The sequence below is a fragment of the Nostoc sp. DSM 114160 genome, assembly GCF_053470305.1.
Window position 1 is genome coordinate 993955 of record NZ_JBPFGO010000002.1, and the last position, 19108, is coordinate 1013062.

At 44.4% G+C, this 19108-nt stretch carries 15 protein-coding genes; 11 read left to right on the forward strand and 4 right to left on the reverse strand.

All coding sequences use genetic code 11. From position 1 onward, the window contains the following. The first annotated feature begins 353 nt into the window (after positions 1 to 353). The gene (locus NSTCB13_RS21305; RefSeq protein ID WP_448273737.1) at positions 354 to 2369 is read left to right on the forward strand and encodes an adenylate/guanylate cyclase domain-containing protein; all 2016 of its coding nucleotides are present in this window, start codon (positions 354 to 356) and stop codon (positions 2367 to 2369) included. On the opposite strand, the gene NSTCB13_RS21310 is transcribed toward NSTCB13_RS21305, so the two are convergent. Together NSTCB13_RS21310 and NSTCB13_RS21315 are read right to left on the reverse strand one after the other, a co-directional pair. After that, the gene (locus NSTCB13_RS21310) at positions 2366 to 3541 is read right to left on the reverse strand and encodes a homospermidine biosynthesis protein (protein WP_322682330.1); all 1176 of its coding nucleotides are present in this window, start codon (positions 3539 to 3541) and stop codon (positions 2366 to 2368) included. The genes NSTCB13_RS21305 and NSTCB13_RS21310 overlap by 4 nt on opposite strands. Positions 3542 to 4101: 560 nt before the next feature. Beyond that, the gene (locus NSTCB13_RS21315) at positions 4102 to 4269 is read right to left on the reverse strand and encodes a hypothetical protein (RefSeq protein WP_445630875.1); all 168 of its coding nucleotides are present in this window, start codon (positions 4267 to 4269) and stop codon (positions 4102 to 4104) included. A 106-nt stretch (positions 4270 to 4375) separates the two neighbouring features. On the opposite strand from NSTCB13_RS21315, the gene NSTCB13_RS21320 reads away from it, so the two are divergent. The 5 genes from NSTCB13_RS21320 to NSTCB13_RS21340 all read left to right on the forward strand — a co-directional run bounded on the left by NSTCB13_RS21320 (position 4376) and on the right by NSTCB13_RS21340 (position 12283). Continuing rightward, entirely contained in the window at positions 4376 to 6700 is a 2325-nt protein-coding gene (locus NSTCB13_RS21320) for a family 2 encapsulin nanocompartment cargo protein terpene cyclase (protein ID WP_448273738.1), read from the forward strand. Positions 6701 to 6915: 215 nt separating this feature from the next. Further along, positions 6916 to 8325 carry a family 2B encapsulin nanocompartment shell protein gene (locus tag NSTCB13_RS21325; RefSeq protein WP_448273739.1) on the forward strand — a complete coding sequence of 470 codons (1410 nt, stop codon included), beginning with the start codon at positions 6916 to 6918 and terminating at the stop codon, positions 8323 to 8325. Between the two features lie 290 nt (positions 8326 to 8615). Then, positions 8616 to 10022 carry a family 2B encapsulin nanocompartment shell protein gene (locus NSTCB13_RS21330; RefSeq protein ID WP_448273740.1) on the forward strand — a complete coding sequence of 469 codons (1407 nt, stop codon included), beginning with the start codon at positions 8616 to 8618 and terminating at the stop codon, positions 10020 to 10022. A gap of 77 nt (positions 10023 to 10099) precedes the next feature. Then, positions 10100 to 11677: an NAD(P)H-hydrate dehydratase gene (locus NSTCB13_RS21335; protein WP_448273741.1), complete on the forward strand. Its 1578-nt coding sequence runs from the start codon at positions 10100 to 10102 to the stop codon at positions 11675 to 11677. A gap of 72 nt (positions 11678 to 11749) precedes the next feature. Then, entirely contained in the window at positions 11750 to 12283 is a 534-nt protein-coding gene (locus tag NSTCB13_RS21340) for an REP-associated tyrosine transposase (RefSeq protein ID WP_448267692.1), read from the forward strand. A 54-nt stretch (positions 12284 to 12337) separates the two neighbouring features. Here NSTCB13_RS21340 and larC read toward each other — a convergent pair whose 3' ends face one another. Further along, the gene (gene larC, locus NSTCB13_RS21345) at positions 12338 to 13624 is read right to left on the reverse strand and encodes a nickel pincer cofactor biosynthesis protein LarC (RefSeq protein WP_448274204.1); all 1287 of its coding nucleotides are present in this window, start codon (positions 13622 to 13624) and stop codon (positions 12338 to 12340) included. A 218-nt stretch (positions 13625 to 13842) separates the two neighbouring features. Here larC and NSTCB13_RS21350 point away from each other — a divergent pair, with 218 nt between their 5' ends. The 3 genes from NSTCB13_RS21350 to NSTCB13_RS21360 all read left to right on the forward strand — a co-directional run bounded on the left by NSTCB13_RS21350 (position 13843) and on the right by NSTCB13_RS21360 (position 17012). Beyond that, positions 13843 to 14502: an L-threonylcarbamoyladenylate synthase gene (locus NSTCB13_RS21350; protein ID WP_448273742.1), complete on the forward strand. Its 660-nt coding sequence runs from the start codon at positions 13843 to 13845 to the stop codon at positions 14500 to 14502. Positions 14503 to 14907: 405 nt separating this feature from the next. After that, entirely contained in the window at positions 14908 to 16125 is a 1218-nt protein-coding gene (locus NSTCB13_RS21355; RefSeq protein ID WP_448273743.1) for a HetZ-related protein, read from the forward strand. A 410-nt stretch (positions 16126 to 16535) separates the two neighbouring features. Continuing rightward, entirely contained in the window at positions 16536 to 17012 is a 477-nt protein-coding gene (locus NSTCB13_RS21360) for a PD-(D/E)XK nuclease superfamily protein (protein ID WP_445630868.1), read from the forward strand. On the opposite strand, the gene NSTCB13_RS21365 is transcribed toward NSTCB13_RS21360, so the two are convergent. Beyond that, positions 16984 to 17841: a DNA adenine methylase gene (locus NSTCB13_RS21365; RefSeq protein ID WP_448267693.1), complete on the reverse strand. Its 858-nt coding sequence runs from the start codon at positions 17839 to 17841 to the stop codon at positions 16984 to 16986. The genes NSTCB13_RS21360 and NSTCB13_RS21365 overlap by 29 nt on opposite strands. A gap of 165 nt (positions 17842 to 18006) precedes the next feature. Here NSTCB13_RS21365 and NSTCB13_RS21370 point away from each other — a divergent pair, with 165 nt between their 5' ends. Further along, the gene (locus tag NSTCB13_RS21370) at positions 18007 to 18213 is read left to right on the forward strand and encodes a DUF751 family protein (protein WP_335001152.1); all 207 of its coding nucleotides are present in this window, start codon (positions 18007 to 18009) and stop codon (positions 18211 to 18213) included. A gap of 112 nt (positions 18214 to 18325) precedes the next feature. After that, positions 18326 to 18745 carry a 30S ribosome-binding factor RbfA gene (gene rbfA / locus NSTCB13_RS21375; protein ID WP_445630866.1) on the forward strand — a complete coding sequence of 140 codons (420 nt, stop codon included), beginning with the start codon at positions 18326 to 18328 and terminating at the stop codon, positions 18743 to 18745. Positions 18746 to 19108: the final 363 nt, after the last annotated feature.

A 19108-nucleotide genomic window follows, 5' to 3' on the forward strand; every position in this document is an offset into this window, starting at 1 on the left:
TACAGAATCGCCACTCTCTTATCAAGTGACGAGTTGCAAATTTCCTAAATGCTGGCGATGTCTACGACGGGCTACGCCTACGCGCTATCTTGAAAAATCAACTTTCAAGATAGCAAAACTAATGAAAGGTGTTTACAGCAATATTTGGTTGAAATACTTATCTAATTCGCCGTTTTGGAAAATACCACATAGGATTAAAATGAAACATGAAGGCAACTGTTAACAATAAGCTACTCAAACAGCAATATTATATTAAATTGTCAATCATCCAAAAGAAGTATATTCAAAATATTAATCAAGCTTTCTATAATTTTTGGAAAAACAGGCTTGTATATTAATCAAACATTAATTACATGGAACAAGTCATTACTTCAATGGCAGATGCTTTGTTAGTAACCAGTAATTCAGGAAAAATAAAAAAAGTAAATCATGCTGCTCAAGAATTATTTGGTTTTCAGGAAGAAGAATTAATAAATCAACCAATATCATTAATTATTGACGAAGATCAATTTTTAATTAAAGCTATTTGTCAACATTCTTATTTAAAGCGTAATGCCCAAAATCTAGAAGTGGTTTGTCGAACCAAAACTAGAGAGAAACTGTTGATTGCTTTTTCTTGTTCAGTGATTCCCAAAAAAACAGAAGGACTAGAAGATATTGTCTATATTGGTCGGGATATTACTGCTTGGCAACGCCGAGAACAGCGTACAAGTGCCCAGTATTCTATTACTCGCATATTATCAGAATCACAAAGCATAAAACAGGGGATTCCCCAAATTTTGCAGTCGATTTGTCAAAACTTGGGATGGGATTTAGGCGAACTTTGGACACCAAGCCAATATATTGGCACTTCCTTACAAGGAGATAGTCTTAATGCAGTATTAAGGTGTGTAGAAATTTGGTCAAGTCGATTAGTTTCTGTCCGAGAGTTTAAAGCAATCACTTGGCAAACTACTTATACACCTGGGGTTGGCTTACCTGGTCGAATTTGGATCGGGCGTTTGCCTTTATGGATTAAAGATATCACAGTAGATGGAGATCAAAGGCGATCGCTACTGGCTGCGGAGGCTGGATTGCACGCAGCTTTTGGCTTTCCCATTTTAGACGATAGTGAAATCTTAGGAGTGATGGTTTTCTTTAGTCGGGAGTTACTACCAAAAGATAAAGACCTACTGCAAATGATGGGTTCTATTGGTAGCCAAATTGCCCAATTTATCAAACGCAAACAAGCAGAAGACGCTCTTGTAGAAAGTGAAGAGCGATATCGAGATTTATTTGAAAATGCTAATGACTTGATTCAATGTGTCAATCCATCTGGTCGTTTTTTGTATGTCAATCGTGCATGGCGAGAAACTTTGGGATATAGCGAAGCGGAAATCGCGAATATGAGTATTTTCGATATTATACATCCAGAGTTTAAACAAAGCTGTTTGCAAAGATTTTATCGCGTACTATCAGGAGAAAACCTTGGGCAAGTAACAGCTATATTCGTTACTAAAGACGGTCAAACAATCTTTTTAGAAGGTAATATTAATTGTAAATTTGTTGAAGGTCATCCAGTTGCGATTCGCGGCATTTTTCGCAATGTCAGCCAGCGAGTAGCAGCAGAAGAAGCACTTCGCTATCAGCAGAAAGAAACCGAACGTTTATTGCTGAATATTTTGCCAGTCGCAATTTCTAGAGAAGTGAAAGAACAACCAGCTAAAATTGCCGAAGATTTTGCTGATGTCACAGTTTTATTTGCAGATATCATTGGCTTCAGCGAAATTGCTACTTCTATGAGTGCAATTCAACTGCTGAACCTACTCAACCCAATTTTCTCAGTTTTCGATCGCCTCACCGAACGATATAGTTTAGAGAGAATTAGAACCATTAATGATGCTTATGTGGTGGTTGGTGGTTTACCTACACGCCGCCAAGATCCTGCTCAAGCGATCGCTCTGATGGCACTGGATATGCAAACTGCGATCGCTCTATTTAATACTGAGAATAACCAAAATTTCAGTACCCGTATCGGCATCCATAGCGGTTCGGTAGTTGGGGAAGTCATCGATCTGAATAAGTTTACTTATGAATATAAAGACACAGTAAACATCGCTCGCTCTATGGAATCCCAAGGTATTGCTGGTAAAATCCAAGTTACAGAAAATACTTATAAGTGCTTGTGTGATGAATTTGTATTTGAAAAACGAGGCGAAATTGAAGTTAAAGGCAAAGGGAAGATGACAACTTATTTGTTGATTGGGACGCAAGGGATGAGGGCATTAGGCATGAGAAGAGACAAGGTAGACAAGGGAGAAACTTGTTCTATAATTCCCCCTTGTCCCCTTGTCTCCCCTGCCCCCCTGCCCTTCTACCTATTCCCTTAGTGAGTATTCGGAATCAGTCGTCCACAGGGATAAGTTGCTGTTGGCTGTGAAGCACTTTCAGCAACTGCTGCTGGAACCCGATCTGATGGTTGGGTTTTGGCTGCTAGATAATCTTTTTGCAGTTTATCTAAAATGGCTTCTCGCCTGTCGTATATACGCTTCAGGGGACGAGGCTGGCATTTGTTTAACACATACGCACTCACCAGTGGTAAAGCGATCGTGCTATCGGTATAACAAACGATTGTGTTAGGTAACTCATCCGGGTCAATTTTACCCCAGCTGACAGCTTCCGATGGGGTCGCCCCAGATAAACCGCCTGTATCTGGACGTGCATCGGTAAACTGCACAAAATAATCGTGTCCTCGTTCTTCCAACCCTAAAACTTCGTGAAGTTGCGGTTGAGTTTGTAGCAAAAAGTTTTTAGGACTACCGCCACCAAGAATTACCGCCGCACTTTTACCTCCTGATTCACGGGCATTATATGCGATCGCTGCTGTCTCATTCACGTCAATTGATGGATCTATTACCAACTGCGAACCTTCCAATGCTAAAGCCGCTACGTTCATCCCAATTGAGCTATCTCCTGGAGAAGACGTATAAATCGGTACGCCATATTCATAAGCTGTAGCTAGCAAGCAGGAATGCTGCACACCCAATTGTTTTTCTACTTCTCGGACATATTTACCTAGTAAATGGTGAAACTCAGCCGTTCCCATCCGCTTCTGAAACGCTTCTCCTTGGAGAATCTTGCGGATGAACGCATCAGTTTCTAGCAGCACATCATAACCAAAGATAATGTCATAAATGCGGATCGTGCCTTCTTGACGCAGTTTCACATCATCCAAAAACGGATTACCAGCAAAGAGTTCAAAACCCAAACCATAATGCATATCGTGGTAAAGATTTGCACCAGTGCTAATCATCCAGTCAATAAAGCCGTTGCGAATCAAAGGTGCAAGCGCTGAAACCCCAAATCCTGCTGGCGTCATCGCACCGGAAAGGCTAACTCCCACCGTGACACCTTCTGTTAGGACATCGCGACTCAGTAGTTGGCAGATTTCCCGCAACCGCGCTGAGTTGTAAGCGGTGAAGTATCGATCGATCAAATCCACCACACTGATATCATTTGATATAGGTGTTGGTGCAATTTTTTGACCCAGCTGTTTAGACATTTTGGCACTCCCGAACAGTAAACACGCCGAATCTAATGGTATCTAGCTTTCAGCCAAAGTGACAGCAATATTTTTTTACCACTAGCTTGAAAAAGTAAGTGAGGAGTAGGAGAAGACTTTTTCAGCCCTTTTGGGATTTTTCGATGATTACAGGCATATTAGTCACATTGCTGCGAAATCGCACCATAGTTTGACTAACACTGGGTTGTAATTCAGTGTGTGCGATCGCTTTTTCGGTTTTGGAATGGTAATGCCTTAATAAACATTAGTTGCAAAGAATTAACAATTAGTATTTTTTCTTTAATAACTATCTTAAATCTTTTAACTATCTGCTTAACTGTCTTAACTGTCTTTTAATTCTTTAATTTTTGATTGAACTATTTGTTTAACTGTCTTAACTGTCTTCTAATTCTTCAATTTTTGATTGAACTATTTGCTTAACGGCTTGAATCTACGGATTGCTTTTTATTTACAACTATGAAAAATTATGAGAGCACCAAGATTCAGTATTAAAAATTGATTTGCCAAAAACTTCAAATAAAACGTACATAGCTCGTTATTTAGATTATGAGCATCTTAATACTATCGCCTTGAAACGAGCCACCACGAGCAAACCAAATGTGGGGATCTAGCTGGGTAGTGATGATACTTGTGAGAATGGCACTAACGAAAAGGCGAAAGGCTTGTGTCACCTCGTTCCCAGTCTGAAGACTGGGAATGTATTTCAAGAGGGCTGCTGCCTCTGGTCAAGCCACTGGAGGCGGAGCCTCCGAGAATGGATTAAGAGCCTCCAGGCTCTTAACCAGTTAGGGCAAAGCTTATAGCTTTACAAGCGTGCCATTCATACTTGTAAATTGCAACAATGCTCAGATCGGCCACGAAATAAAGATAGAAGAAGACTCCAGAGGAGGTTTAGCGCAGATCATGCAACCCTTTGAACTGCCAGAATTTTACACGCCTTGGCCCGCACGGCTGAACCCAAACCTGGAAGCGGCACGAGTCCATTCCAAAGCGTGGGCTTACGAGATGGGGATACTTGGCTCAGAAGAGGAAGCGGAAAGCTCGGTTATCTGGGACGAGCGCACATTCGATGCTCACGACTATGCCTTGCTTTGCTCGTATACCCATCCAGATGCACCAGGAACGGAGCTTGACTTAGTAACCGACTGGTATGTTTGGGTGTTCTTCTTCGACGATCACTTCCTGGAAATCTATAAGCGCACCCAAGACATGGCTGGGGCAAAGGAGTATCTCGATCGGCTGCCAGCGTTTATGCCAGTGCATCCCACTGATACCCCTTCCGTTCCGACCAACCCAGTAGAGCGCGGTTTGGCTGACCTGTGGTCTCGCACTGCTTTTACTAAATCTGTGGACTGGCGACTTCGATTCTTCGAGAGTACCAAGAACCTCTTAGAAGAGTCTCTGTGGGAACTCGCCAATATCAACCAAGATCGGGTCGCCAACCCCATCGAATACATTGAGATGCGCCGCAAAGTTGGTGGCGCTCCGTGGTCAGCGGATCTCGTCGAACACGCCGTATTTATAGAAATTCCGCCCCAAATCGCCTCAACTCGGCCAATGCGTATCCTCAAAGACACATTTGCCGATGGAGTGCATCTTCGCAACGACTTATTTTCCTACCAGAGAGAAGTGGAGGATGAAGGTGAAAACGCCAACTGCGTGCTGGTGTTGGAGCGCTTTTTAAATGTCAGTACTCAGGAGGCGGCTAACCTTACCAACGAACTGTTAACTTCGCGGTTATACCAGTTTGATAACACTGCCGTTACTGAGTTACCTCCCCTGTTTGAGGAGTACGGACTAGATCCAGTGGCTCGTGTGAATGTTCTCCTTTACATCAAAGGACTCCAAGACTGGCAATCGGGCGGTCACGAGTGGCACATGCGATCGAGCCGTTACATGAATAAGGGAGGAAACAATTCTTCGACATCCACACTTCTAGGAGGCCCTACAGGGCTAGGCACATCGGCTGCGCGGATTGAATCGCTATATGCCGCCTTGGGTTTAGGAAGGTTCAAGAGCTTTACTCACGTTCCATACCAGGCTGTCGGGCCAGTAACACTGCCGAAGTTTTACATGCCCTTCACTACAAGCTTGAATCCCCATCTGGATGCTGCGCGGAAGCATTCCAAGGAATGGGCGCGCCAGATGGGAATGCTGGAATCGCTACCTGGGATTCCTGATGCCGTCATCTGGGATGACCACAAGTTTGATGTTGCCGATGTAGCCCTATGCGGTGCGTTGATCCATCCGAATGGATCTGGTCACGAGCTGAATTTGACCGCCTGCTGGCTGGTTTGGGGAACCTATGCCGATGATTACTTTCCGGCACTCTACGGCAATAACCGCAACATAGCTGGTGCGAAAGTCTTCAATGCCCGACTATCAGCGTTTATGCCTCTGGATGACTCCACCCCCAGCGAGGTTCCGACCAATCCGGTAGAAGCCGGCTTGGCAGATATTTGGTCTCGCACAGCTGGCCCTATGTCCCTAAACGCGCGGACTCAGTTCCGCCGGGCGATTCAGGATATGACTGACAGCTGGGTGTGGGAACTCGCCAACCAAATCCAAAATCGGATTCCCGACCCGATAGATTATATTGAGATGCGCCGTAAGACCTTTGGCTCGGATCTAACCATGAGTCTGTCGCGACTAGCTCAGGGTAACGAGATCCCACAGGAGATTTACCGCACCCGAACGATGCGATCGCTGGATAATTCCGCCGCCGACTTCGCCTGTTTTACCAACGATATCTTCTCCTATCAGAAAGAAATCGAATTCGAGGGCGAAATCCATAACTGTGTGCTGGTCGTTCAGAATTTCCTCAATTGCGGTAAGGCACAGGCTGTTGAAGTTGTCAACAATCTAATGACCTCTAGAGCGCTCCAGTTTCAACTGATCGTCGCTACCGAACTGCCAGTTCTTTTCGATGATTTCAACCTAGATGCAAGTACCCGCGAAAAACTGCTCGGATACGTCAAGAAACTAGAGCAGTGGATGTGCGGCGTACTCAAGTGGCATATAGCGGTAGACCGCTATAAGGAATTTGAATTGCGTAATTCCTTAGCAGGGCGGCTACTTAGCGGGCCCAGAGGGCTGGGTACTTCAGCTAGGCGTATTGGTTCGGTGAGGGGAGTTTAAGGTCATTACGCGGTCAATGAAGTGTCGGTGAGTTAGTTCAACAATACACTTCAGAATGAGCAACAAAACACCTGTAGAGACGGCGATTTATCGCGTCTCCAAAACCCAAAATTCTTGCCAGTAGCACTTAATTGAACCGTATTGGTTAATTCAAGGTGAGTGTGCGATCGCGTGAGATCAATTTTTTTAGTAACTAAAAAGTGGAGGATTAAGTTGTGACGTATTCTAACGATCCCAATTTGAACGAAGAAGATCGGCAGCCCCTGTTAACTTTAAGTACAGCCGCAGCGCGTAATTTGGCGACAACGGCCAAATCTGCACCGCAGACCCAGGAAATTACATCCCGGTGGTTGTTGAAGTTGTTGCCGTGGGTGCAGACAAAAGGTGGCGCCTATCGAGTTAACCGTCGGTTGAGCTATTCCGTAGGTGATGGGCGGGTGACTTTCACCAACACTGGAGCTGCGGTGCAGGTGATTCCCCTGGAACTTACTGAGTTGCCCTTGCTGCGGGGGTTTAACAACCTTGACGTATTGACCGCCTTGGCAAACCAGTTTGAGCAGCAGGAGTACGCCCCAGATGATGTAATTGTTGAACTTGGCCAACCTGCCGATCGCGTGATTCTGATTGCTCGTGGCAAGGTAAACAAAATTGGTATTGGCAAGTATGGCGAGCAGATCGTGTTCGATGTGCTAGCTGACGGCGACCATTTCGGCGATGAAACTGTGGTGCAATCCGAGGATACTTGGCAGTACACCCTAAAGGCGATTACCAGAACCATCGTTTTGTCGCTGCCCCAAGCGGCGTTTGAGAGGGCGATCGCTCAGTCTGAGGCATTGCAAGCTCATGTTGAACAGTTCCGCCTTCGCCTAAACCAGCCACAGACTCCCCAAGGTGAAGCTGCTATTGAGCTGGCAGCCGATCATCCCCAAGAGGCTGAGTTGCCAGGAACCTTCGCCGATTACGAACTCACACCCAGGGAATATGAGTTGAGCATTGCTCAAACGGTCTTGCGAGTAAGTACGCGGGTAGCCGATCTATACAATGAACCATACAACCAGACAGAAGAACAACTGCGGCTGACTATTGAAGCATTGCGGGAACGTCAAGAATACGAGTTGCTCAACAACCGCGAATTCGGGTTGCTGCACAACGCCGACCTCAAACAGCGTATCTACAGCAGTAGCGGCGCACCTACCCCCGACGACCTTGACGAACTGTTGGCGACAGTATGGAAGGAGCCGGGATTCTTCCTGGCTCATCCCCGCACGATCGCTGCCTTCGGTCGTGAGGCCAACCGCCTGGGTCTCTATCCACAAAGCGTAGATGTGAACGGCGTTCAGGTCACATCTTGGCGTGGCGTACCGATCTTTCCTTCCAACAAGATCCCCATCACCAATAACCGCACCAGTTCTATTCTTTTGCTCCGCACTGGTGTAGAAAAACAAGGGGTAATCGGCTTACATCAAACTGGTATCCCCGATGAATACCAACCCAGCTTGTCTGTTCGATTCATGGGCATCAGCGAAAAGGCAATCATCTCCTACCTCGTGACTGCTTATTACTCCGCAGCCGTCCTCACTCCTGACGCACTTGGCATCCTCGAAGATGTTGAGATCGGGCGCTAAATATCAGGAGTGAATGGCACGCTTGTAAAGCCCAAAAGCTTGTGTAGCCTCGTTCCCAGCCTCCGGGCTGGGAATGTATTCAAAAGAGGTTCTACCTCTTGTCAAGCTATGGAGGCGGAGCCTCCCAGAATGAGTTCCCAGCCTGGAAGCTGTAAACCAGTCAGGATAAGGGCTGTATCTTAACAAGCGTGCCATTCTATCAGGAGTGTTGAGTGCTGTTAGCTATCCGCTAATGGAACTCAGCACTCAGTACTGAATGGCACTTTTATTAGTAACTAGAGGATCGGTTGATGACGGATTTTATTGAATCAAATTCAAATATTGAGAGTGGACAACCTCAACTGAGTTTGAGTAAAGATGCTGCGCGTAATTTGTCCACGACCACCAAATCTGCACCACAGACACAGGAAATTACCTCGCGGTGGTTGTTGAAGATGTTGCCGTGGGTGCAAACGAAGGGTGGGACTTATCGGCTGAACCGTCGGTTGACCTATACCGTGGGTGATGGACGGTTAAGTTTCTCTAACACCGGAGCTGAGGTGCAGGTGATTCCTCAAGAACTTGGTGAGTTGCCCTTGCTGCGAGGATTTGACGATACCGAGGTGCTGAGGGCGTTGGCAAGTCAGTTTGTTCAGCAGGAGTTTGCACCTGGTGATATCATAGTCCAGTCAGGTCAGCCAGCCAATCAGCTTTTCTTGATCGCACATGGCAAAGCGAACAAGATTGGTATTGGTAAGTATGACGAGCAGCCTTTGTTGGATACGCTAGCTGACGGTGATTATTTTGGCGATCGCGTGTTGTTGGAATCAGAAAGCAATTGGAAGTTCACGGTCAAGGCTGTGACCCGATGCACAGTATTGGCGCTACCACAACAGGCATTTCAGGAACTGCTCAACCAGTCGCAGGCGTTGCAGGCTCAACTTGAGCAGTTTAGGACTCGCGCTGAACTTCCACAAAACAAGTATGGGGAAGCTGCGATCGCGTTGTCAACCAGTCATAGCACAGAGACGACATTACCGGGAACATTTGTTGACTACGAACTTTCACCCCGCGAATATCAGTTAAGCATTGCTCAGACTGTGTTGCGAGTAAATACTCGCGTTGCGGATCTGTACAATCAACCATACAACCAGACGGAAGAACAATTGCGGCTGACGATTGAGGCATTGCGGGAACGTCAAGAATACGAGTTGATCAACAACCGCGAATTTGGATTGTTGCACAACGCCGACCTCAAACAGCGCATTTACAGCCGCAGTGGTCCCCCCACTCCCGATGACCTTGATGAATTAGTCACTCGTCGGCGGAAGTCGAGGTTCTTCCTAGCTCATCCCCGCACTATTGCAGCCTTCGGTCGCCAGTGCAACCGGCGAGGCATCTATCCAGACACCATCGATATGGATGGGAGCAAAATCATCACGTGGCGCAATGTACCGATTCTGCCTTGTAACAAAATCCCGATTACCAAGAACCAGACCAGTTCTATCCTTATACTCCGCACTGGTGAGAAAGACCAGGGCGTGATTGGCTTACATCAAACTGGTATCCCGGACGAATACCAACCTGGTTTGTCCGTCCGATTCATGGGCATCAGCGAAAAGGCCATTATCTCCTATCTCGTCACCGCCTACTACTGTGCAGCTGTCCTCATCCCCGATGCACTTGGCATCCTTGAAGATGTGGAAATCGGTTTGTAACTTTTTTGAGTGGAATATGAGTCAATTTTGCTAAACTTTCAGTTACCCTGAAACTCATAACTCACCACTCAGGACTGATGCAAGATAGGCAAGAACAAATTTCGCAAGTGGTAGTGACTGCTGGGCAGATGCGCGATATTGAAAAGCGGATCTTTGCAGTGGGAATGCCTGTAGTTGCTTTGATGGAAAAGGTGGCGGGACTAATTGCTCGTCGCATTCCAGAGATTCCTGGAAATACCCCTTTGTTAAGGGGGTCTCGTGTAGGAATTCTTGTCGGCCCCGGTCATAATGGTGGCGATGCTTTAGTCGTAGCCCGTGAATTATACTTTCGCGGGTGTGAAATTTGGATTTATTCTCCTTTTTCTCAGCTTAAAGAATTAACTTCGCAGCACTTGCAATATGCCCAGAGTTTGGGTATTCCAATTTATCAAACAATTGAGCAACTGCCAGATTCCGATTTGTTGATTGATGGCTTGTTTGGGCTTGGTTTAGAAAGAAACCTGAGCGATCCCATCGCCTCTGTAATTAATCAGCTAAATGAATTATCTATACCAATTTATAGTATCGATTTACCTTCAGGTTTACACACTGACACAGGCGAAGTTTTAGGAACTGCCATTCGCGCCACTCACACATTTTGCTTAGGTTTATGGAAACTCGCTTTTTTCCAAGATCGAGCGTTGGAATATCTTGGTAAAGCTGAATTAATCGATTTCGATATTCCTTTAGCTGATGTAGAAGCTGTTCTCAAAGATGTACCTAAAATTAAACGGATTACACGAGCAAAAGCACTTGCTACTTTACCTTTACCCCGGCCAGCAGTTACTCACAAATATAAAGAAGGACATTTACTGCTGATTTGCGGTTCGCGGCGCTATGCAGGTGGGGCGATTTTAACTGGTTTGGGTGCTAGGGCTAGTGGTGTGGGGATGCTTTCGATTGCCGTACCCGAATCCCTGAAATCTCTTTTAGTGTCACATTTGCCAGAAGCGCTAATTGTCGGTTGTCCAGAGACGGAAAGTGGAGCCATAGCCCAATTAAAATTACCAGAAAAAACCGATTTAAGTTCCTTTAATGCGATCGCTTGTGGCCCCGGTTTAACACGAGATGCTACGCCTATTGTGCAAGAAGTCATAGAAAGCGATGGCTTTGCCAACGCCAAGGGCGAACGCCCTTTGCTTCTCGATGCCGATGGTTTAAATATCTTGGCACAAATGGGAGCGATCGCCACATTAAAAAAACGCCAAGCAGTAACCGTACTCACTCCCCACACTGGCGAATTTGAACGATTGTTTCCTGATGTCGCCGATGCCAAACATGACAGAGTGAAAGCCGTACAAGAAGCTGCCGCCCAAAGTGAGGCGATAGTGTTGTTGAAAGGAGTAAGAACTGCGATCGCCAACCCTCAAGGTGCTGTTTGGATTGTTCCTGAAAGTACACCCGCCTTAGCCCGTGGCGGTAGCGGCGACGTGTTAACTGGGTTACTGGGTGGACTGTTAGCGCAAGCAGCAACTAAACAGATTCCCGTAGAAGATATTGTGGCAACTGCTGCATGGTGGCATTCCCAAGCAGGTATAATAGCCGCCCAAGAGCGTACCGAATTAGGTGTAGATGCGTTTACATTGACACAATATTTGATGAAGGCTGTAATTTAGTCAAATTCCTCGTTCCCAGTCTCCGACTGGGAATGCCATCCTAGAGGCTCCGCCTCTAATTCAAATAACATCATGGGACGTAGCCGCTACCACGTACTAGGAACCCAGCCACACTTTCTCACCTGCACAGTTATAAATTGGATACCACTATTCGGCAAAATTGAATTTACAGAAATTATTTTAAATTCCCTCAATTTTCTGCAACGTCAGCAGCGTTTAACCTTATACGGTTACGTAATTATGGAAAATCATCTCCATCTAATCGCCTCTGCTGCCAATTTATCCAAGGAAATAGGAAATTTTAAATCGTTTACGGCTCACTCTATTATTGATTTACTTGAGAAAAATAATTCTAACTACATACTTAATCAGCTTAAGCTTTATAAACTAAAACATAAGACAAAACAAGAATATCAGCTTTGGCAAGAAGGTTTTCATCCGCAGGTGATTCTAGATGAGGAAATGTTTAGACAAAAGTTAGATTATATTCACAACAATCCAGTCAGGCGTGGTTATGTGGATGATCCCGTGCATTGGAGGTATTCTAGTTGCCGCAATTATATGGGGCAAATAGGTTTATTACAGGTAGAGTTGATTGATGTGTGAGAGAAGGCAGAGCCTTGAGGAGGGCATTCCCAGTCGGAGACTGGGAACGAGGAATTAACTGTTGACTGAATACCAACGCTGTAGAGCCAACCGCTGAATTTCGCGCCAGGGAATATTATGTTTTCGGGCTAAGTCTGCACAATCTTCATATTCGGGCTGCACATTTGCAATAACTTTTTCTGGCGATCGCCCTTTCCATGCTATCTTGACACGCACTTTGCCATATTCCGTTTCCACTTGTTGAATTTCCCGTTGTAAAATGGCGCGTTGCTGAGTTGTTCGCCGAATACCTAAAGTTGTAGTTTCGCGGAAGATAACAGCTTCACAACTGAGTAAATTTTCTGGCTGACAAATCACAGTTAGCAAAATTCCCGGACGGGACTTTTTCATACCGATCGCTTGGGTAAAAACATCCAGCGCACCAGCCGCAAACAACGCCTCAAACGTATAGCCGATCGCTTGTGGATTCAAATCATCAATTTGAGTTTCTAATACCGAGATGGTTTCCAAATTTGAGCTAGTTTCTTCAGAATCACTGAAATTTGACTGCAAACTTGCGCTTTCACCCAACCAGAGGCGTAAAATATTAGAAATAGGTAAATTTATGGTTCCTGCTCCCAGTCCTATCTGCCTGATAGCGATCGCAGGTGGTGAACCAAAATCTCTTGCCAAAGTAGTGGCGATCGCGGCTCCTGTTGGCGTTACTAGCTCTCTGTCAATGCCATTGCTATAAACTGGACAACCCCGCATTTCCCACAGCTTTAATACCGCTGGGACTGGTACTGCCATCTGACCATGTGCAGCCCGAACAGTGCCGCCACCAGTCGGGAACGCCGAGCAGTAAAGTAGGGGCAATCCTTCATCATTGCTCGCAATTCCCAACCAATCCAACCCCAGGCAAGTACCCACAATATCTACGATCGCATCTATAGCACCAACTTCATGAAAATGAACTTTTTCAGGTGCAATGCCATGCACCGCCCCTTCTGCCACCGCTAGCTGTCGGAATACCGCTAAACTCCAAGCTTCTGCCCTTGATGGCAACTGAGCTTTGAAAATCATCTGCTCTATTTCTGGCAAGTGGCGTGTGTGATGGTGACTGTGTTCGCCATCGTGGTGATGGTGGTGATGGCGATCGCGTACTAAATCCACATGGACTTTAGTTGCCTGTTGACCATTCCGTTGGACAAGTTCCGCCCTTAACTGATATTCCTGTTCAATACCCAACCCATTAAGTTTTTCAATTAAATACTCCACAGGAACACCCAAACTTACCAAAGCACCCAGGCACATATCACCAGAAATTCCTGTCGGACATTGAAGATAAGCGATTTTATTCATAATAAATTTGTCATTAGTCATTAGTTATTTGTCATTAGTCATAGGGCATTGGGCATGGAGAAGAGACAAGGTAGACAAGGAAGAGGGGGGAGAAAAGGAGAAACTTGTCCTCTTGTCCTCTTGTCCCCTTGTCCCCTTGTCTCCCTTGCTCCTCTGCTCCCCTGCTCCCCTGCTCCCCTGCCCCTCTGCTCCCCCTCCCCAATCCCACTCACCGAGTTATGGCAAAAATTTTCCCAGTTCATCCGGATAATCCTCAAATTCGCCGAATAGAGGAAATAAAGTCGGCGCTCTCTAGTGGCGCAGTCATGCTTTACCCTACTGATACAGTCTATGCGATCGGTTGTGATTTGAATGCCAAGTCGGCGGTAGAACGAGTGCGGCAAATTAAACAGCTAGCAAACGATAAACCATTGACATTTTTATGTCCCTCGCTTTCAAATGTGGCAACTTATGCCTTCGTAAGTGACACAGCCTATCGGATTATGAAACGCCTGATTCCAGGACCATACACGTTTTTACTCCCAGCTACGAAGTTAGTACCGCGATTGGTGCAAAGCCCCAAGCGGAAAACTACTGGAATTAGAGTACCAAACCATACTGTGTGTTTGGAGTTGCTGGCAGCCTTGGGCAATCCGATTATTTCAACTTCAGCACATCTGCCAGCAGATGAAGCAGATAATGGCATGATTCGGATAGATCCTGAAACGATTCAGTCGCGGGTAGAGCTATTCGATCGTTTGGACAAGTTGGTAGACATAATTGTAGACACTGGCGAGGAACCTACATTTGAAGTATCTACCATCTTAGATATGACCGGAGACGAAGCAGCAATTATACGGAGGGGTTTAGGTTGGGAAACAGCAGCAGCATGGGTATAAGAATTCCATTTCACAGGCGCACCTCTCGGTTTCGGAAATTGCGATCGAAATAACTCCAGTTTTAAAATTGTCATATTTAAAAGCGATGTCTACGATCGGCTGTTGTGTGAGGCAGTGGATATAAGAGGATGGTGGCAAAACTTGGCACAGTAAGGTATTTGACAACTTTCAGAAAATGGCGGGTACTCGTGTGCCAGCGTTGAGATGGTGGCTTGTGAAGAAAAGCGACACATTGCCATAACTGTAACTCTTTCGTATTTCCTATAGTTTTGATATATGAGCTTTAGATGTGAGCATTATATACGGCAAGTCTTGATGGATGAATGCTTAAAGATTCACAAGCCTTGGACGGTCTTGATTGCTGTGTCTGCGTTGTAATTACGGTGCAATACTACTGGAAAAGTCATGAAAGCTAACGTCGTCAGTCTACCAAACTCTACACCCATTTTTGAGAACCACGTTTCAAATGAAGAATCTTCAGATAGCAGCGATCGCTTGATTCAATTGCTGTCTGAGGAAATGCAAGCGCAAGTGAAAGCAACACCCAAGTGTGTAGAAGCTTTAGCAAAGCGCATAGCTGTAGAAGTAGAACGCATTTGCGATAAAAGCTCCCGCATTCAAACATCTGGGGAAATCAAGTCCTGGCAGATGACGTTGGGAAGGCATCGGATGCAAAAATGCTTACGTTACTACCAACTAGGTTCCAAACAAGGGCGGGTGGAATTACATAGCAATTTGGGTGCTATGGTTTACCGCCATGTCACTGTATCTGGTTCGGAGTTGGGCTTTGATGCTCGTTACAGCCTGATTGAAGATTTTTTACAAGCATTTTATATCGAAGCCATCAAAGCTTTCCGTAGAGAAAACGAACTACCAGAGAATCACACGCCGCGTACTCAGCTGCAATTAGCTGAATATATGGCTTTTACAGAACAGTATGCTAAACGCCGGATCAATTTACCTGGTGGTGCAAATCAGCAATTGATTATCTTGCGCGCCCAAGGTTTTGCTCGTCGTCAGCCCCAAGAAACCACCGTGGATATTGAAATGGCGGTAGAGTCTGCTAAGGGTGAAGAAGCAGAATCTTACCAGCGTAACTCGGCGGTGCAACAGCTGCGATCGCAAATGATCGCCCAAACTAACTTCGATCCATCTGAAGAATCAGAACGCGATCGCGTCATCACTGAATTGATGAAATATCTGGAGTCTCAAGGCCAATCTGATTGTATGAACTACCTCAGCTTGAAACTTCAAGACCTTTCAGCCCCAGAAATTGACCAAATTCTCGGTTTAACCAGCCGTCAGCGCGATTATCTGCAACAGCGCTTTAAATACCACGTAGAAAAGTTTGCCAAACAACACCATTGGCAATTAGTACATCAATGGTTAGGCGCGGGTTTAGAGCAAAAGTTGGGTTTATCTTCCCAGCAGTGGGAAATCTTTGTAAATCAACTCACAGAACAGCAACAGCAATTATTACAGTTAAAAACTGCACGAGAAAACGACGTTGCGATCGCCAAAGCTATCAAATGCACCCCCAAACAGCTACAAAAACGCTGGACTCAACTTTTAGAACTAGCATGGTCTATCCGCAACGGTCATACTGAAGCACAAACAGGTTGAAGCCAAAGTGAAATAACTAAAAATCATTATCAAAGCTTATGACTGGGACGAGGAGCACGAATTTAGCTTATAGACAAAGGAGAAAATTTCATTAATTCGTAGCGAATTCTTTGCGTACCTCTGCGCTTCCCTCTGCGCCTCTCTGCGTTTAAATTTCACCCCTCAATTCGCCGGAATCTTCCACAAATAACTCTTATCTGAATTTATCTAAATTACTAACTCCTTCCTCATCCAAATTATTAATACATTTGTATTTATTTAGTACAAAAATACCAATGGTTTCCGATTTTGCACCCATTAATCCAACCTTGTTTACGTCAAAATCAAAAATTCATATTAAGCAACTGCCCCTTTTTTCCTGCTTCTGTGAAATCCTATAATAAGCAGGACTTTTGGCAGAGGAATTTAGGATGGCTCTGACTCAAGGCGGACGGGCAAATAAATCTGGGAATATTTTAGAAGCAAATGTAGAAGCAATCTTGCATGGGCATAATTATTTCCAAGTAGGGAACTATGTCCAAAAAGAATTTATACTAAATGCTACTTTATTGCCAAAACGTTATGGCAAAGAAGTTTATATTGGAACTGGAATTTATCATACCTATCTGAAGGTCGATTTTTATGTTATTGGCTCATCTGTAATGCCATCTGGTTTAATTTTTGAGTGCAAATGGCAAGAAAGCCCTGGTTCAGTTGATGAAAAATTTCCTTACTTGAACATGAATATTCAGCACTATTACCCAGCACCAACTATCGTAATTTTAGGCGGTGAAGGTATGCGAGAAGGCGCAAGTAAATGGCTGAAAGCAAGAGTTGATGATAACCATAATTTATTAGCAGTTTATAGCTTAGATAGATTCATTGCTTGGGCAAATAAAAATCTTTAAAAGATGTAATTAATAGTTCGTTAATCAGTCCTCTATTTTTGATGCTCGAGTTAATTGAACGTGCTGCTTTAATTTTATAGGTTTCAAAATTGATCTCAGCATAAATTTTGTTAATAAATTCGCTATCAGAATTGCATACCATAACTTTGACACCACGACTTGCTAACTCTGCACAAGTATCTCTTAAAAGTTCTTGGTCTTTTTGACTAAAACAATTTTGACTATAAGCAGTGAAATAGCTAGTATCACTAATAGGATGGTAGGGCGGATCGAAAAATACAAAGTCATCACTGCTAGTCGCATGATTTAGGACTTCTGTAAAATCTGCTTGTTTAATTTCTGCATGGGAAAGTGCTTCTGAGGCTGCTTTTAGTAAAACTTCAGCACAAATATTGGGATTTTCATATCTGCCTAATGGCACATTGAATTTACCTTGTGAGTTGACTCGATACAGACCATTAAAACAAGTCTTATTAAGATAAATTAGACGAGCAGCTTTTTCTATATCAGTACCACTAGAATTATTTCTAATACTATAGTAATAATCTTTATTATGTCGGATTTTATGCTGTTTTAATAGAGAAATTAATTCCTCAACCCGATCTCTAACACAACAATAAGTGTTAATTAATTCGGCATTAATATCAGTTAAAATAGCTGCACTTGGTTGGAGATAGAAAAAAACAGCACCCCCACCTAAAAATGGCTCATAGTAATTTTTATAACTCTTGGGAAAATAAGGAATATATTGCTGTATCAACCGACTTTTACCCCCTGCCCACTTCAAAAATGGACGCGGGCTAGTTTCCTTTGAGACTTGAATAACCATTTACTTACAATTTAACTGAAAATAATCATGACTAAATAAAGCCAATATAACCGACAAGCCAAATTTTAGATTAACTGGCTAATTTTCTAGCCGCATATATTACAATTAAGTAGATAAAGCATATCAAAACAAACGTAAGTATATAACAAGGCAGTTTACATTCAGATGTTTGACGGATTTTGGGATAACGTTTTTCGCTACCCCCGATACTTAATTACGATCGTCTTAGGCTTGTTTCTGAACACCTTTGCGCCATTAGTGCCATTGTTGAAACGCCCAGTCACCTCGATCGCTATCTTGGGTTTATTTGTGAGCGGCCTAGTCTTCCTTACTTTTACCCTACGGGCAATGCTGGGCTTGAGTCCAATCTAGACTAGGGTTATATAGGGGCTGTGCCCCATAGACGGTTGCTCTCGCTAAGTACTGTCAACCCAACTTGCATTTATATTTTGTCGTACAACCTCTGTGATGAGGCGAAATTTTTATGGCTACAAATCGTCGGGTTTCCCGCGTTGCTGAACTGATCAAACGGGAAGTTAGCCAAATGCTGCTTAACGGAATTAAGGATGACCGTGTGGGTACTGGAATGGTCAGTGTTACTGATGTTGATGTTTCCGGCGATCTCCAACACGCCAAAATCTACGTCAGCATCTATGGTACGGATGAAGCTAAGGTAGAAACAATGGCCGGTTTAAAGTCGGCGACAGGTTATGTCCGCAGCGAACTAGGGGCGCGGATACGGCTACGTCGTACACCAGAGGTAATATTTCTCGAAGATCGCTCTATAGAACGCGGTAATAAAGTATTGGCACTACTAAACCAACTTAACCACGATCGCCCGTCAGAAAATCTGGTAGCAGTAGAAGACAGCGCTGTTCAAAATGATGAAGAATTCTCCGAATAAGTAACTAAAACAACAATGTAACTTCAGAACAATTAATCTCAGCAAATCCGCCAAACAGTTTACAGACGTGACTAGATCGCGTCTGTTTTAATGTGAACATAACCTAATTCAGCAAAACACTTCTTGGCATTTGTCGGGAAAAAGGGGAAGGGTTAAAGGGCAAAGGTATGGAATTTTCTCAAACCCAGTAACCTTTAACCTTTCTCCAACCGGAAAGCAAAAGCTACTTTGGCAAGATGTGTATTCTTCCTTGCTAAAACTCCATTCCTCGATCGGTGGAATATTCACTAATTCTGAAATTCTGACTCCTGTTTATGTGTGTCCTGATTATGAATTAGAGTATTACTCGACCCTTTTACAGAT